Here is a 13,880-nt window from a genome sequence, read left to right on the forward strand (position 1 = left end):
ATCGACGCCGGTCAACGGAGCGCCGTGCGGACGGCTTCGGGGAGCGGGGTCTCGCCGTTGACGACCTCCAAGGCACGCCGGGCGGCACCGAGCTCCGGCAGCAGGGCCAGCAGCACCGCCGCGACGTCGGCGCGGGTGACCTCTGCCCGGGGAACCGACTCGGCGAGCTTGACGCGACCGGTGGGTGGGTCGTCGGTCAGCAGCCCGGGGCGCAGGATCGTCCAGTCCATCGCACGCCGCCGCAGGTCTTGCTCCGCCTCCCGCTTGGCATTGAGGTACGCGCCGAACACCGGGTCCACATCGGGCGGATTCGGCCGCGTCGTCCCCATCGAACTCACCTGCAGGATCCGACGAATTCCGGCCCGCTCGCACGCATCCGCCAACAACACCGAGGCACCTCGGTCCACAGTGTCCTTCCGCGACGCGCCGCTGCCGGGCCCGGCCCCGGCGGCGAACACCGCGGCATCCACATCGGACAGCTGGAGGGCGAGCGAGTCGGCATCGATCTGCTCCAGGTCGGCCAGTTGCGGCTCGACCCCGTCGGCACGGAGGTCCGCGGCGTGTTCCGGTTTGCGGATCAGGCCGAGCACGGTATCGCCGCGCTCGACGAGCATCCTCCCCAGGTGTCGCGCGATCTTGCCGTGGGCACCCGCAATCACGATTCGCATGCCCTCCAACGTAGGACACCCGGCGACGCCCGGCCGGTCGCGCAGAACCTGTGGACAACTGCCCGCTTCCTGTGGATAACCCCGCCCAATGGTCGTGAGTGCGCAGCCGGCAGGTGCGCCCGGTCACGCACTCACGACCTGTTCCCCAGGGGCCGGCTCGTGATCAACTGCGGGACGGGGCGGGGGCCTCGGTCGCGAGCAGCTGCTGGTAGATGACCTCGTTCACCCAGCGGGACACGGCGGTGTGCTCCACCGGCGGGGCGTCGTCGAAACACCGCCCGCTCAGCTCCACCTGCACGTCGTCGCCGTCCGCGCTGAGCACCGCGATGCCGAACTGGCGGGCGCGGATCAGGCAGGTCGAGGTGAAGTCGGGGGCCACCGCGACGTTGCGCGGCACCACGATCGCGGCGCTGGCGAACCGGGAGAACGGCACCGCGGCGGTCAGCGCGCTGCGCCAGTGGCGAGCCGGGGCGAGCACGCCGGTGACCCGGGCCGCGGGCGGCGGGACCCGCCCGTCCATCTCGGGCCACACCCAGGTGGCGATCTCGGCCCGGTCCAGCACCGGTCCGCTGCCGAAGCACAACCGTTCGGCGTGCGCCTCGGAGAGCAGCTCGGCGGTCGCGATGATCTGCCGCCCGAGCAATTTCACGGGCGGCAGCACGCTGCCCGACCAATTCAACGTGTCCACCGCCTGCTGGGCGAGCCGGCCCATGGAGGCGGCGAGCCCCAGCGGGGCCCGAAGCTGCGTGGTCGAGCAGGCTCGGAGCTCCTCTTCGGTCCAGGCACGTCCCGGCATTCCGGTCACGGCGTTCCGCCTCCCTCATGCGCTGCGCTTGCACTCCGCGGCCACCGACAGTGGGGCCACTGTCGACTAAAACAGCTCGGAGTGGGTTTTGTGCTGCTCAACAGGGGTCGGTGCGACCGGCGGCGGGCTTCGGTCGGTGACTGGTCGACGAATGACATCAGGACTTCAGTCCAGCGATGCGGCCATTCAGGTGACGCCGGTGCGGCACTCAGCGGGATAACAGGTCGAGGTTGATGCGATCTTGCTCGACGAGCCGCTGGCGGATCCCCTCCGCGGCCGGCAGCAGCGGCTTGACGAGCTTCGAAACTTCGTCGCGAACACTGTGCGCCACTACTCCGAGTGCCGCGACGGCTACGCCGTTGGCGTCTTGCACCGGGACCGCAACCGAGCAGTTCCCGAGCGTCATCTCCTCATTGGCCTGAGCGAAGCCGCGGTTGCGCACGCCCTGCAGTTCGCGGCCGAGCCGACCGGGTTCGGTGATGGTGTAGGGCGTGTACCGGCAGAGCCCGCGCTCGCAGTACTGGTGCACGACCACAGTCGGCGCGTGCGCTAAGAGCACCTTCCCGACGCCGGTCGAGTGCAGCGGCAGCCGTCCGCCGCTGCGCGAGATGACCGGCACGGCGCGCGGCGTGGTGAGCTTCTCGACGTACACCACGGACATTCCGTCACGCACCGCGAGGTGGACGTTGTCGTGGGTGCTGCAGCACAACTCCTGCATGAACGGCAGAGCGATCTCGCGAAGCCGGCTGTTCACCGGGGCCAGCAGCCCGATCTCCCACAACCGCAAACCGATCGCGTAACGGCCTTCGCCGTCGCGTTCGAGAGCGCCCCACATCTCCAACTCGCGGACCAGCCGGTGCGCGGTGGCCAGCGGGATCTCGGCGCGGCGGGCGATGGCGGTCAGGGTGAGCCGGACGTGGTCGATGTCGAAGGCGGTGAGGACGCTGAGCGCCCGAGCCGTGACCGACCGACCAGGATCCCGGCTGTTACCCGCCATCGTTTCCTCCCGTGCACGCGGCCCGAGACCGCGGGATCCCGATCGCCCGGCAGGAACGGGAGCTGGAATCCGTCCATGCCGCCTCCAGTGTTCACCCGAACGACGTCCAAGCCCAGCACAGTCGGCGGCTGCCGCCAAGACCAAGGCACCAAACGCCGGAATCGGGGGTCAGTCGAGTCCGAGCAGCTCATTGAACGCCTCGGCCTGCTCGACGTTGGCCAGGTGGGCAGCGTGCGGCAGCACCACCAACCGGGCGTTGTCGCCGATGCCGGAAACGATCGCTTCCGAGTGTTCCGGGGGCGTCGCGGGATCCTCGGCACCGGCAACGACCAGCGTCGGGGCAGCGATGGCGGACAGGTCGGCTCGCAGATCAACGCTCCCGATCAGCTCTTCGCACCATGCGTACGCTTCGTCATCGGTGCTGGCGATCATGGCGGCGTAAACCGCCGTTTCGGCGTGCCACTCGCGGAAATAGGGCGTGAACCAGCGTTCGATGGTCGGCGAAACCAGCTCGTTGGTCCCGTGCTCCCGGGCGATGGCGGCCCGGGCGAGTTCCCGCTGCTCCTGCCCCAGCCAGGCGGAGGTGCCGCAAACCGTGAGTCCGTCGATGCGCGCACCCGCGTGCGCACCCAACCACAGCCCGATCATCCCGCCGAGCGAGGAACCCATGAACGAAGCCCGCGGAACCTCCAGGTGGTCCAGCAGCGCGAGCACGTCCTCAGCGAGCCCTGCCAAGGTGTAGGGACCGGGCTCAACCGGCGACTCGCCGTGTCCGCGCTGGTTGTACCGGATCACGCGATACGCACTGTTGAGCACGTCGAGCTGCGGATCCCACATCCCCCAGGTGCATCCGAGCGCGTTGCCCAGCACCAAGACCGGAGCGTCGGGATGCCCGGACTCCCGCCACTCCAGACCGAGTTGTTCCCACCGAGTCAAATGCCCCTCACAGCCCGAGAAGCGCCCGCAGGTGCGCGTACTTCCGAGTGAGCCGCTCCCTCGTCGCTTCGTCCAGCACGGCCAACCGCGCCGGGTCGGCATTGTGCGCCAGGTCTGCCTCTTTCACCAGCAAAGCCCCGGGCGTCCGCAGGATCCGAGTCGCGTAATCCGCCGGAGTCTCGCCGGCCCGCTTGGTCACGGCCAGCACGATGTCTTTGGTTTCGGCTGCCAGCGGCGCGGTCTGCAGCCACTCCTCCGAAACCGCCCCGTCCTCAACGGCATCGTGCAACCACGCAGCTGCGACCTGAGCTTCGCTGCCGCCGCGAGCCACTACCCCAGCGGCAACAGCGGCCAAGTGCTCGACGTAAGGTCGCCCAGCCTTGTCGACTTGCCCACCGTGGACCCGAGCGGCAACGGCCGCAACCTCGTCGAGCCCCAGCACTCGCACCGTCACGACCGAACCGTAACAACCCAACACCACAGTCCGTCCCGGGAAAAGGTCCGCGAACCGCCGCCACCACCCGTGAGCACTTCGGGGCGGTGCCCGAAGTGCTCACGGCCGTCGCTGGGTGCGATCAGCTCGGTTTAACGGCCACGAACTGGCCGACGGTGAAGACGCCCGCGCCGCGGGCGGCGTCCAGGGCGCGTTTGCCGTCGTGGAACAGATCGCCCTCCTCGCCTTCGTAGGTCAGCCAGCCCTGGGCGTCGTTTGAGGGCGTGCTGCCCCAGCACTCGACCCCGGCCCACATGTCTTCGGCGACCTTCACTTCGAATCCGGCCTTCTCGATCATCTTCCGGTAGCTCTCGACGGTGCCGTGCCACGGGATCGAGATGAACCTTTCCACGGGCTCCATCCACCGCTTGATCTGCTCGTCGGTCTGGTTCTCTCCGAAAGGCCGCTGCAGCCAGTCGATCCCGATCAGATGGCCACCCGGCTTCACCAGCCGGTACGCGGAGTCGAAGAACCGCTGCTTGTCGGGGAGGTGCACGACGGACTCGTAGAAGGTGACCAGGTCGAACGACCCGTCGGGCCAAGCCCCCAGGGTCTGGTACTCCTCGTCGCCAATGGTGTGGAAGAACACCTGGTCGGCCATTCCGCGCTCGTGCGCGTGCGCCCGGGCGCGCCCCGATAGCCATTCGTTGTTGGAGATGCCAATGAACGTGGCCTGGGAAACGGCGGCCATGTGAATGGTGGACCCGCCAACGCCGGACCCGAAGTCAAGCGCCCGGCCACCGGGCTGGATCCCGCTGGCCCGAACCAACTCCTCGGCCAGCTCGAGCCCGGCCTCGACCGGCGAGAGCCCCCGCTCCTCGGCGTCACTCTTCCCGTGGTGCCAGACGTCTTCCATCAAGCTGGCGTAAGCCGGGCCCGCCACGTCGTAGAACCGCCGAACCTGCTGCTCAACACTTCCCATGCCAACATCGCCTCTCGCCCGGGAATGGCTCACGGCCAAAAGATCATCACAGCGCCCCCGACAGGGGCAAGCAAACGTGTGTCGAACGGCCGATGAGCCCAGGCCGATAGGCCGCCCGGCCGCCAAGCTGATCCGCTGATGGCGCTCAGGTGAATCTCCCCAGACCTGCTCATTGAAATTCCCCACCCGGCGTGGCTCCGCCGAGACGGGCGGGGCCCCTTCGACGCTGGCGGTCTCTGACCACTCGCCAGTTCGAAGGGACCCCACGTCTCCATGCTCACACGGGAGGAAGACATCGACGCACACGCCCTGTTCGCCCGGGGTTGGACGATCTCGGCGATCGCCCGCCACCTGGGCAGGGACCGTAAGACCATCCGCGCCTATCTCTCCGGCGTTCGCCAGGCAGGCGCTCTCTCCGGCGTTCGCCAGGCAGGCGCTCGTGCCCGCAGCACGCCTGATCTGTTCGAGCCGTTCGCCGCCTACTGTGCGGCGCGGCTGACCGAGGCCCCTCATCTGTGGGCCACCACCCTGTACGACGAGCTGCTCGAACTGGGCTACGGCTCGTCGTATCCGACGCTGACACGCCAGTTGCGCGAGCGTGGCCTGCGCCCGCCGTGCGAGCCGTGCCGACCGGCCAAGGACCGGGCGGTGGCGGTGATCGAGCACCCGCCCGGGGATGAGACCCAGTGGGACTGGCTCGACCTGCCCGACCCGCCCGCGCACTGGGGCTGGGGTAAGACAGCGCATCTGCTGGTCGGGGCGCTGTCGCACTCGGGCCGGTGGCGTGGGGTGTTGTGCGCGAGCACCGATCAGCCGCACCTGATCGACGGCCTGGACCGCATCACCCGGGCACTGGGCGGGTGCACCCACGCGTGGCGGTTCGACCGGATGGCCACCGTGATCAACCCCGAGTCGGGTCGGGTACAGGCCTCGTTCGCGGCGGTGGCCAAGCACTACGGTGTCGCGGTCCGGGCCTGCCCGCCCCGGCGGGGGAACCGTAAGGGTGTGGTGGAGAAGGCCAATCACGTTGCGGCGCAACGGTTCTGGCGCACCCTGCCCGACGATGTCACACCCGAGCAGGCCCAGCAGCGGCTCGATGCCTGGTGCGCCACGCGGGGCGACACCCGGCTACGCGCCACCACCGACGGCAAAGCCACAGTGGCCGCCCTCGCGCACGACGAGCCGCTGCGACCACCTCCAGCGGCCCCGTTCCCCGCCACCCTGACGGTGTCCCGGGTCGCCTCGGCGCAGGCGCTGGTGTCCTTCCGTGGCAACCGCTACAGCGTGGCCCCTGAACTCGCCGGCGCCACCGTCACCGTCTCCCATCGGCTGGGCACCAGCCACCTCGATATCGCTACCGAGTCCGCGACGGTGATCGCCCGCCACACCCTGGCACCCGAGGGCGCCGGGGCGATGGTCCGCGACCACGGCCACGTGACCGCGCTCGAACACGCCGCGATAACCGCCACCACCGCTCGGCCACACCGCGGCAAACAACGCATCCCACCCGGCCCGCACGCGCGAGCGGCCGCACAGGCCCTGCGCGGACAGCAGCCCAGCGGTACCACCACCGGCGGTGAGGTGGTCATCGACCTCGCCCGCTATGCCCAAGCAGCCGCCGCCCGCCGCACCCTGCCCCCGGCCGGCCCGGCCCTCCAGCAGTGACACCCAACCGGAGAGGAAACCCAGTGACAACAACAGCAACAGGGGCGTGGGCTCGTGGGGCGAGGTCCTCGGCGATACCACCGTCGCCGCCGCCCTACTCGACCGGCTCCTACACCGCTCGGTCGTCCTCAGCCTCGAGGGCGACTCCTACCGGCTTCGCGACCACCACGCCCGCGCCGACACACTCCGACAAACCACCACCGGCACCCGCCAACCGCTACGCTAACCACCACCCCCAAGTGGGGAATTTCAGTGAGCAACTCTGGCCAAGATCAATAAGCGGCATCACCGCTGAACAACCGCGCGAACCACCCAAACCGCAACAACCTGTTCGCTATCCGCAGAAGTAAACGCAACAACAACCCAAACTCAACGACCCAACAACCCAAGGGCCACAAACCCGCGAACCGACAACCACACGCCGAAGGCGCCAATCCCCAGACCAACCCCAAACCACACGCCGAAGGCGCCAATCCCCAGACCAACCCCAAACCACACGCCGAAGGCGCCAACCCTCAGACCAACCCCAAACCACACGCCGAAGGCGACCTTCACCACACCCGAACCACCCACACGGCCAGCAGCCCTAACGATCAAGCCCACCGGAACCAAGGAGATAACTCACAAATCCAAGAACGATCGGAAAAAGTGGGAGAACGCGAGAAACGCCACGCTCCGACACGGCTCGTCGGCCCGAAGAACAAGGAAAGCCGGGAAGCGCGCACGAGACGAAGGAGGTGGCTGGTCGAAGACCAGGCCGGGAACACCCCAGAAAGTAAGGAGCTCCGCCAGAAGCAACCACCGCACCCTGGGACCTGCGGGGGTCGCCGCAAGGCAAACACGAGAAAGGTCCCCCTCCGAAGGAGGTGGCTGGTCGAAGACCAGGCCGGGAACACCCCAGAAAGCAAGGAGCTCCGCCAGAAGCAACCACCGCACCGTGGGGGCCTGCGGGGGCTCGGCCCCCGCAAAGGAAATACGAGAAAGGTCCCCCGGCGAAGCATGAGCCGGGGGACCGTCGAGTGGGCGAGGAGGGAGTTGAACCCTCACGTCCTTTCGGACACACGGACCTGAACCGTGCGCGTCTGCCATTCCGCCACTCGCCCGTGGCTGGCTGGAAGCCTATCCTGCTCACTTCCGGCCCTCGGCACCGGGGCGCTTTCGCGTCCGCTGCCCTGTTGGCGGAAGCAGATTAGCACGGGCTGACGAGGGGGTTCCGTGGGGGGGTTGGGCTAGTTCGGAACTGGGCGGTGTCTTGACCCGTTGGCCCAGATACGATGGGCGCCAGGAGTCGTACGCGTGGAGGGATTTTGCCGTGGGCCTCGTGCAGCGCTTTGAGCGCCGACTCGAAGGCATCGTCGGTAACGGCTTTGCGCGCGTTTTCGGCGGAAAGGTCATTCCCCAGGAGGTGGCCCAGGCTCTGCAGCGGGAAGCCGAGCTGCAGGTCCGGGAGCTTGCGGGGGGACGGCTGCTCGCTTGTAACCATTACATTGTGCAACTGAGCCCGTCCGATCACGATCGGCTTACCGGAGATGAGGCCCGGGTGACCGACCTCCTCGCCGACTGCGTTCAGGAGCATCTCACCGAGCAGGGGTGGGACACATATGGTGACGTCGTAGTCTCCCTGGAGCGCTCTGAGACGCTGCACACGGGACAGTTTCGAATCAGCTCGACCGTCGACCCCGACGTGACTCGACGGCCGGCACAACCGCGTACCGCAGGAGACCGACCCATGAGCCAGCCACCAGGCCACTACCCCCAGGGAGATCCGTACAACCAGCAGGGGCAGTACGGCTACGACCAGGGTTACGGCCAAGGCCAAGACCCCAACTATGGCTACGGTCAGCAGCCCGGCTATGACCAGGGCGGCTACGGCCAGCCGCAACCCGGTTACGACCAGGGTTATGGCCAGCCGCCGCAGCAGCAGGGTTACGACCAGGGTTACGGCCAGCCGCAGCAGCAGGGCTATGGCCAGCCGCAGCAGGGCTACGACCAGGGCTATGGCCAGCCCGCCGGTTACGACCAGGGTTACGGCCAGCCCCAGCAGGGTTACGACCAGGGTTACGGCCAGCCCCAGCAGGGTTACGACCAGGGTTACGGCCAGCCGCAGCAGCCCGGTTACGACCAGGGCGGCTACGGGCAGCCCCAGCAGGGTTACGACCAGGGTTACGGCCAGCCCGCCGGCTACGACCAGGGCTATGCGCAGCCCGGCTACGACCAGGGTTACGGCCAGCCAGGTGGGGCCTACCCGCAGTCCGGTGGGTTCCCGGACCAGGGCTATCCCCAGCAGCCCGGTGGCGCCTACCCGCAGAGCGCGCCCGGCGGTTACCCGGCGGGCGGCCCGCGTGCGCAACTCACCGCGACGCTGCACCTCGACGACGGTTCGAACCGCTCGTACACGCTGCAGCACGGCTCGAACATCATCGGCCGCGGCCAGGAAGGGCAGTTCCGGCTGCCCGACACCGGGGTGTCTCGCAAGCACATCGAGATCACGTGGGATGGCCAGAGCGCGATGCTGGCCGATCTCGGTTCGACGAATGGCACCACGGTGAATGGCACGCCGGTGCAGACTTGGCAGTTGGCAGACGGCGACGTGATCAGGGTGGGCCACTCCTCGCTGATCTTCCGCGCTCAGCAGGCCTGAGCTGGCGGGAAACCGCGTCCGGACAGAGTAGGAGCGTTCACAACAAGTGCCAGAGCTGGTGATTCAGCTGACCAGAGCAGGGTTTCTCGCCCTGCTCTGGTTGTTCGTGCTGGCTGCGCTTCGCGTGGTTCGCTCGGATCTTTATTCGGCGTCCGGGATGCGGGTCCCGATGCCAGGTGCGAGTCGGCTCCCGGGCAAGAAGGCCCGGGGCAAGAGCAAGGTGCCCCGCCAGATGGTGGTGACGCATGGCGCTCTCGCCGGCACGCGCATCTCCCTGGACGGCCGGCCGATCATGATCGGCCGTGCCGACGACTCCACGTTGGTCCTCGACGACGACTACGCGTCGACACGACACGCGAGATTGTCGCTGCGAGGCTCCGATTGGTACGTGGAGGATCTAGGCTCCACTAACGGCACATACCTCGATCGGGCGAAGGTCACGGGACCGACCAAGGTCCCGCTCGGAGTTCCGATCAGAATCGGCAAGACGGTGATCGAGCTGCGCTCATGACCCTCGTCCTTCATTACGCAGCCCGCAGCGACCGCGGCCTGGTGCGCTCCAACAACCAGGACTCGGTCTATGCCGGCCCACGACTACTCGCCCTCGCGGACGGCATGGGTGGCCATGCCGCCGGGGAGGTCGCCAGCAAGGTCGTCATCGCGGCGTTGGCGCCGCTGGACGACGACGAGCCCAGCGACGACCTGCTGGGTCAGCTCCGCGCCGCGGTGTTGACCGGCAACGGTGCGATCGCCGAGCTGGTGGCCAACGATCCGGACCTGGAGGGGATGGGCACCACGCTCACCGCTGTGCTGTTCGCGGGCAGCAGGCTGGGCTTGGTGCACATCGGCGACTCCCGGGCCTATCTGGTCCGCGACGGCGAGCTGACCCAGATAACCCACGACGACACCTTCGTGCAGTCGCTGATCGACGAAGGCCGGATCACCGAGGAGGAGGCCGCCAACCACCCGCAGCGCTCGCTGCTGCTGCACGCGTTGACCGGCCACGAGGTGGAACCGAGCCTGGCGATCCGCGAGGCCCGCGCCGGCGACCGGTACCTGCTGTGCTCGGACGGTCTGACCGGACCGGTTAGCACCGAGACGATGGCCGAGGCGTTGCGGATCCCGGACCCGCAGCAGTGCGCGGACCGGATGATCGAGCTCGCTCTCAAGGGCGGCGGTCCGGACAATGTGACTGTGATCATCGCCGACGTCGTCGACGTCGAGTTCGGCGACGACGCCCCGATTGTCGGGGGCGCGGCGGGAAATGGCGATGAGCATCCGCAACCTGATTCGTCGGCGGCGCGCGCTTCCGCGGTGACCATGCCGCGGCCGCAGCCGCAGCGTTTCGAGCCCACCTCACCTCCCCCGGACAGGCCGCGCAAGCGCCGCTGGCTGCGTTCGCTGTTGGTGACGTGCGGCGTGCTCATCGTGTTGGCCGGAGTTGCGCTGGTTGGGCGTTGGTGGGTGCTCAACCAGTACTACATCGGCGCGAACAGCGCCGATGAGGTGGTGATCTTCCAGGGCGTGCAGGGCAGTGTGCTGGGTGTCTCGTTGAACTGGCAGGTCGAGACGTCCTGCCCGATGGATTCGGCTACGGACTGCACCCCGATCAAGTTGTCCGATCTGCAGGAAGCGCAGCGGCCGGACGTCCGCAACGGCATCACCGAGGTCAATGGGCTGCAGGATGCCCGCGATGCGATGCGGCGGCTCCGGATGACTGCGCTGCTGCCGGAATGCCAGAAGCCCCAGCCGACGCAGCTGCCGCCGGTGACCACGCCGACTCCTTCCCCGTCCGCGGGGCAGCAGCCGCCGCCGGAGTCGCCGTCGGATGCCACGCCGCTGCAGACGGAGGAGCAGAAGCCGGGCGTGACCTGCCGGATGGTGAGTTGATGGCACAGCCGGTCGCTACGTCCGGAGCTACCAGCGGGGCCCCCCGAGTCGCCACTCGGCGGGGCACCGAACTGTTCATGCTGGTCTGTTCCGCGTTCATCGTCACATTCGCGCTCGTCTTGGTGGAGCTCGCGCAGGAGCAGACGGTCACCCGGGAGCTCTTCTACTACGGGTTCGCGTTCCTCGCGCTCTACGGCGCGGCGCACTTCGGCGTGCGCCGGTGGGCGCCTTACGCCGACCCGTTGATCCTGCCGCTGGTATCGCTGATCAACGGGATGGGCCTGGTGATGCTGCACCGGCTCGACTTGGCGCCGGTGGTCGGCGCCCCGTTCACCGGCAAGCAGATCATCTTCACCACGGCCGGTGTCGTGCTGTTCATCCTGGTGCTGGTGTTAGTCAAGGATCACCGGACGCTGGCGCAGTACGGCTACACCTGCGGCTTCGTCGGGCTGGCGCTGCTGGCGCTGCCCGGTCTGCTGCCCTCCAGCATCTCCGAGGCCAACGGCGCGAAGCTGTGGATCAACCTGGGCTTCCTGTCCATCCAGCCCGGCGAGTTCGCCAAGATCTTGCTGCTGGTCTTCTTCGCCTCCTTCCTGGTGTCCAAGCGTGAGCTGTTCACCACGGCGGGCAAGCGGTTCCTCGGGGTGGACTGGCCGCGCCCGAGGGACCTGATGCCGGTGATCGTCGCCTGGTTCCTGTCGATCGGCATCGTCGTGCTGGAGAAGGACCTGGGCACCTCGCTGCTGTTCTTCGGCATCGTGCTGGTGATGATCTACATCGCCACCGAGCGGGCGGTGTGGGTGTTTCTGGGCATGGCCATGTTCGGGCTCGGCTGTGTCGTGGCGTTCAACCTGTTCGCGCACGTCCAGGCGCGGGTGAACACGTGGTTGGATCCGTTGGCCGAGGGAGCGCAGAACGACCAGCTCCGCACCGGCCTGTTCGGCATGGCCAACGGCGGGATCGGCGGCTCCGGGCTGGGTTCGGGCATGCCGAACCTGACCTCGTGGGCGGTCAGCGACTTCATCATCTCCGCGATCGGTGAGGAAATCGGCCTGGTCGGGCTGATGGCCCTGCTGATGGTGTACCTGCTGTTGATGATGCGCGGCCTGCGCAGCGCTCTGGCGGTGCGCGACTCGTTCGGCAAGCTGTTCGCGGGCGGTTTGTCGTTCACGATCGCGCTGCAGTTGTTCGTGGTCGCCGGCGGTGTCACCGGGTTGATCCCGATGACCGGTCTGACGGCCCCGTTCCTGGCCGCCGGTGGTTCCTCGATGCTGGCCAACTACGTGCTGGTCGCGCTGCTGCTGCGGATCTCGGATGCCGCACGTCGTCCGCAGGCACCCGCGAAGCCGAAGCCGAAGCAGGCTCCGATCGCGGAAGCACATACCGAGTTGGTGGAGCGTCCCCGATGAACAAGCCGCTGCGCCGGGTGGCGCTGGCGATGATGGTGATGGTCGTGCTGCTGATGGGCAACGCGACCTACGTCCAGGTGATCCAGGCCGACGAGCTCCGGGAGCACCCGCTCAACAAGCGGACGATGTACGAGGAGTTCGCCCGGGAGCGCGGGCAGATCATCGCGGGCGGGCAGTCGCTGGCGAGTTCGGTCCCCAACAACCACGACCGGTACAAGTATCTGCGCACGTACCCGAACGGTCCGTTGTACGCGCCGGTGACCGGGTTCTACTCGTTCTTCTACGGCTCCAACGGGATCGAACGCGCCCAGGACAAGATCCTCAACGGCACCGACGACAGCATGGCCTTTGACCGGCTGTCCGACATGATCACCGGCAAGGCGCCGCGCGGTGGCAGCGTGGAGCTGACCATCAACCCGGCGATGCAGCAGGTCGCCTACGACCAGCTGACCAGCAAGGGGTTCCAGGGTTCGGTGGTGGCGCTGAACCCGTCGACCGGCGAAATCCTGTCCATGGTCAACGCGCCGTCGTACGACCCGAACCCGCTGGCCGCCGTCGATAACAACGCGGTGGCCGAGCAGTGGAACAAGCTGAACAACGACCCGCACCAGCCCATGGCCAACCGGGCGGTTTCGGAGATCTACCCACCGGGTTCGACGTTCAAGTTGATCACTGCAGCCGCAGCGCTGGAGAGCGGCTACACGCCGAGCAGCAAGGTGCAGGACGCCCCGTTCATCACGTTGCCCAACAGCAGAACCCCGCTGCCGAACTACGGCGGCAAGCAGTGCGCGGGCAACACCCTGACCGATGCGCTGGCGCATTCGTGCAACACGGCGTTCGCCGAGATCGCCGGGAAGCTCGGCGTGGACAAGATGCGGCAGACCGCCGCCGCGTTCGGCTTCGGCCAGGATCTGCAGATCCCGATGACCGTCGCCAAGTCGGACCTGGGTGCCATGTCCGACGCCGCGTCGCTGTACCAGAGCGGCATCGGGCAGCGCGACGTGCGGGTCACCCCGATGCAGAACGCGATGATGGCCGCGGCGATCGCCAACGGCGGCAAGCTGATGAAGCCGCAGCTGGTCAAGGCGACCCGCGCCCCGGACATGGCGGAGCTGGACACCTTCCGGCCGGAGGAGATGAACCAGGCCGTTTCCCCGGAGATCGCGCAGATGATCCGCGACATGATGATCCAGTCGGAGAAGAACACCAAGGGTGAGGGCAAGATCTCCGGCGTCGAGATCGCCTCCAAGACGGGTACCGCCCAGCACGGCGACGTGAAAGACCAGCCGCACGGTTGGTACGTCGCGTTCGCCCCGGCGGAGCACCCGACCATCGCGGTCGCCGTGATCGTCGAGAACGGCGGCGACGAGGGCGCGGAGGCCACCGGCGGCTCGATCGCCGCGCCGATCGGTCGGGCGGTCATCCGGGCCGGTCTGCAGGGAGGTGGCTGATCC

13 protein-coding genes and 1 tRNA gene are annotated in these 13,880 nt (G+C 67.9%); 7 read left to right on the plus strand and 7 right to left on the minus strand.

Going from position 1 to position 13,880, the window contains the following annotated elements; translation table 11 throughout:
* Positions 1-11: 11 nt before the first annotated feature.
* The 6 genes from BJ970_RS08860 to BJ970_RS08885 all read right to left on the minus strand — a co-directional run bounded on the left by BJ970_RS08860 (position 12) and on the right by BJ970_RS08885 (position 4,821).
* Positions 12-668 (minus strand): SDR family oxidoreductase, encoded by a 657-nt coding sequence (locus BJ970_RS08860; protein WP_184725797.1) that lies wholly within the window; start codon positions 666-668, stop codon positions 12-14.
* A 163-nt stretch (positions 669-831) separates the two neighbouring features.
* The gene (locus tag BJ970_RS08865; RefSeq protein ID WP_184728970.1) at positions 832-1,464 is read right to left on the minus strand and encodes a hypothetical protein; all 633 of its coding nucleotides are present in this window, start codon (positions 1,462-1,464) and stop codon (positions 832-834) included.
* A gap of 217 nt (positions 1,465-1,681) precedes the next feature.
* On the minus strand, positions 1,682-2,470 hold the full coding sequence (locus BJ970_RS08870) for an IclR family transcriptional regulator (RefSeq protein ID WP_184725798.1): 789 nt from the start codon (positions 2,468-2,470) through the stop codon (positions 1,682-1,684).
* Positions 2,471-2,638: 168 nt separating this feature from the next.
* Positions 2,639-3,406 (minus strand): alpha/beta fold hydrolase, encoded by a 768-nt coding sequence (locus BJ970_RS08875; protein WP_246470791.1) that lies wholly within the window; start codon positions 3,404-3,406, stop codon positions 2,639-2,641.
* 7 nt (positions 3,407-3,413) lie between these two features.
* Positions 3,414-3,860, minus strand: coding sequence for an HD domain-containing protein (locus tag BJ970_RS08880; protein WP_312864165.1), 447 nt, complete (start codon positions 3,858-3,860; stop codon positions 3,414-3,416).
* 121 nt (positions 3,861-3,981) lie between these two features.
* Positions 3,982-4,821, minus strand: a complete 840-nt coding sequence (locus BJ970_RS08885) for a methyltransferase domain-containing protein (RefSeq protein ID WP_184725800.1) — start codon at positions 4,819-4,821, stop codon at positions 3,982-3,984.
* A gap of 273 nt (positions 4,822-5,094) precedes the next feature.
* Here BJ970_RS08885 and istA point away from each other — a divergent pair, with 273 nt between their 5' ends.
* Positions 5,095-6,486 (plus strand): IS21 family transposase, encoded by a 1,392-nt coding sequence (istA, locus tag BJ970_RS08890; RefSeq protein ID WP_184725801.1) that lies wholly within the window; start codon positions 5,095-5,097, stop codon positions 6,484-6,486.
* Between the two features lie 46 nt (positions 6,487-6,532).
* On the plus strand, positions 6,533-6,712 hold the full coding sequence (locus BJ970_RS39410; protein WP_221467093.1) for an ATP-binding protein: 180 nt from the start codon (positions 6,533-6,535) through the stop codon (positions 6,710-6,712).
* A gap of 794 nt (positions 6,713-7,506) precedes the next feature.
* Here BJ970_RS39410 and BJ970_RS08900 read toward each other — a convergent pair.
* Positions 7,507-7,589 (minus strand) — tRNA-Leu (locus BJ970_RS08900).
* Between the two features lie 209 nt (positions 7,590-7,798).
* On the opposite strand from BJ970_RS08900, the gene BJ970_RS08905 reads away from it, so the two are divergent.
* Genes BJ970_RS08905 through BJ970_RS08925 form a run of 5 tightly spaced genes read left to right on the plus strand, consistent with a single transcriptional unit; the run spans position 7,799 to position 13,877 of the window.
* Positions 7,799-9,127 (plus strand): FhaA domain-containing protein, encoded by a 1,329-nt coding sequence (locus tag BJ970_RS08905; RefSeq protein ID WP_184725803.1) that lies wholly within the window; start codon positions 7,799-7,801, stop codon positions 9,125-9,127.
* A 46-nt stretch (positions 9,128-9,173) separates the two neighbouring features.
* On the plus strand, positions 9,174-9,638 hold the full coding sequence (locus tag BJ970_RS08910) for an FHA domain-containing protein FhaB/FipA (RefSeq protein WP_184725805.1): 465 nt from the start codon (positions 9,174-9,176) through the stop codon (positions 9,636-9,638).
* Positions 9,635-11,017: a PP2C family protein-serine/threonine phosphatase gene (locus tag BJ970_RS08915; protein WP_184725807.1), complete on the plus strand. Its 1,383-nt coding sequence runs from the start codon at positions 9,635-9,637 to the stop codon at positions 11,015-11,017. The genes BJ970_RS08910 and BJ970_RS08915 overlap by 4 nt, the downstream gene beginning before the upstream one ends.
* Entirely contained in the window at positions 11,017-12,426 is a 1,410-nt protein-coding gene (locus tag BJ970_RS08920; RefSeq protein ID WP_184725808.1) for an FtsW/RodA/SpoVE family cell cycle protein, read from the plus strand. The genes BJ970_RS08915 and BJ970_RS08920 overlap by 1 nt, the downstream gene beginning before the upstream one ends.
* A complete protein-coding gene (locus BJ970_RS08925) occupies positions 12,423-13,877 on the plus strand; it encodes a peptidoglycan D,D-transpeptidase FtsI family protein (RefSeq protein WP_184725811.1) in 1,455 nt (484 codons plus the stop codon). The genes BJ970_RS08920 and BJ970_RS08925 overlap by 4 nt, the downstream gene beginning before the upstream one ends.
* The last annotated feature ends 3 nt before the right edge of the window (positions 13,878-13,880 follow it).

The organism is Saccharopolyspora phatthalungensis (assembly GCF_014203395.1).
Lineage (GTDB): Bacteria > Actinomycetota > Actinomycetes > Mycobacteriales > Pseudonocardiaceae > Saccharopolyspora > Saccharopolyspora phatthalungensis.

Excerpts from the sequence above, each read along its gene's own strand:
- BJ970_RS08860 (WP_184725797.1), bottom strand. The coding sequence starts at position 668 with ATGCGAATCGTGATTGCGGGTGCCCACGGCAAGATCGCGCGACACCTG.
- BJ970_RS08865 (WP_184728970.1), bottom strand. The coding sequence starts at position 1,464 with ATGCCGGGACGTGCCTGGACCGAAGAGGAGCTCCGAGCCTGCTCGACC.
- BJ970_RS08870 (WP_184725798.1), bottom strand. The coding sequence starts at position 2,470 with ATGGCGGGTAACAGCCGGGATCCTGGTCGGTCGGTCACGGCTCGGGCG.
- BJ970_RS08885 (WP_184725800.1), bottom strand. The coding sequence starts at position 4,821 with ATGGGAAGTGTTGAGCAGCAGGTTCGGCGGTTCTACGACGTGGCGGGC.
- istA (WP_184725801.1), top strand. The coding sequence starts at position 5,095 with ATGCTCACACGGGAGGAAGACATCGACGCACACGCCCTGTTCGCCCGG.
- BJ970_RS08915 (WP_184725807.1), top strand. The coding sequence starts at position 9,635 with ATGACCCTCGTCCTTCATTACGCAGCCCGCAGCGACCGCGGCCTGGTG.
- BJ970_RS08920 (WP_184725808.1), top strand. The coding sequence starts at position 11,017 with ATGGCACAGCCGGTCGCTACGTCCGGAGCTACCAGCGGGGCCCCCCGA.
- BJ970_RS08925 (WP_184725811.1), top strand. The coding sequence starts at position 12,423 with ATGAACAAGCCGCTGCGCCGGGTGGCGCTGGCGATGATGGTGATGGTC.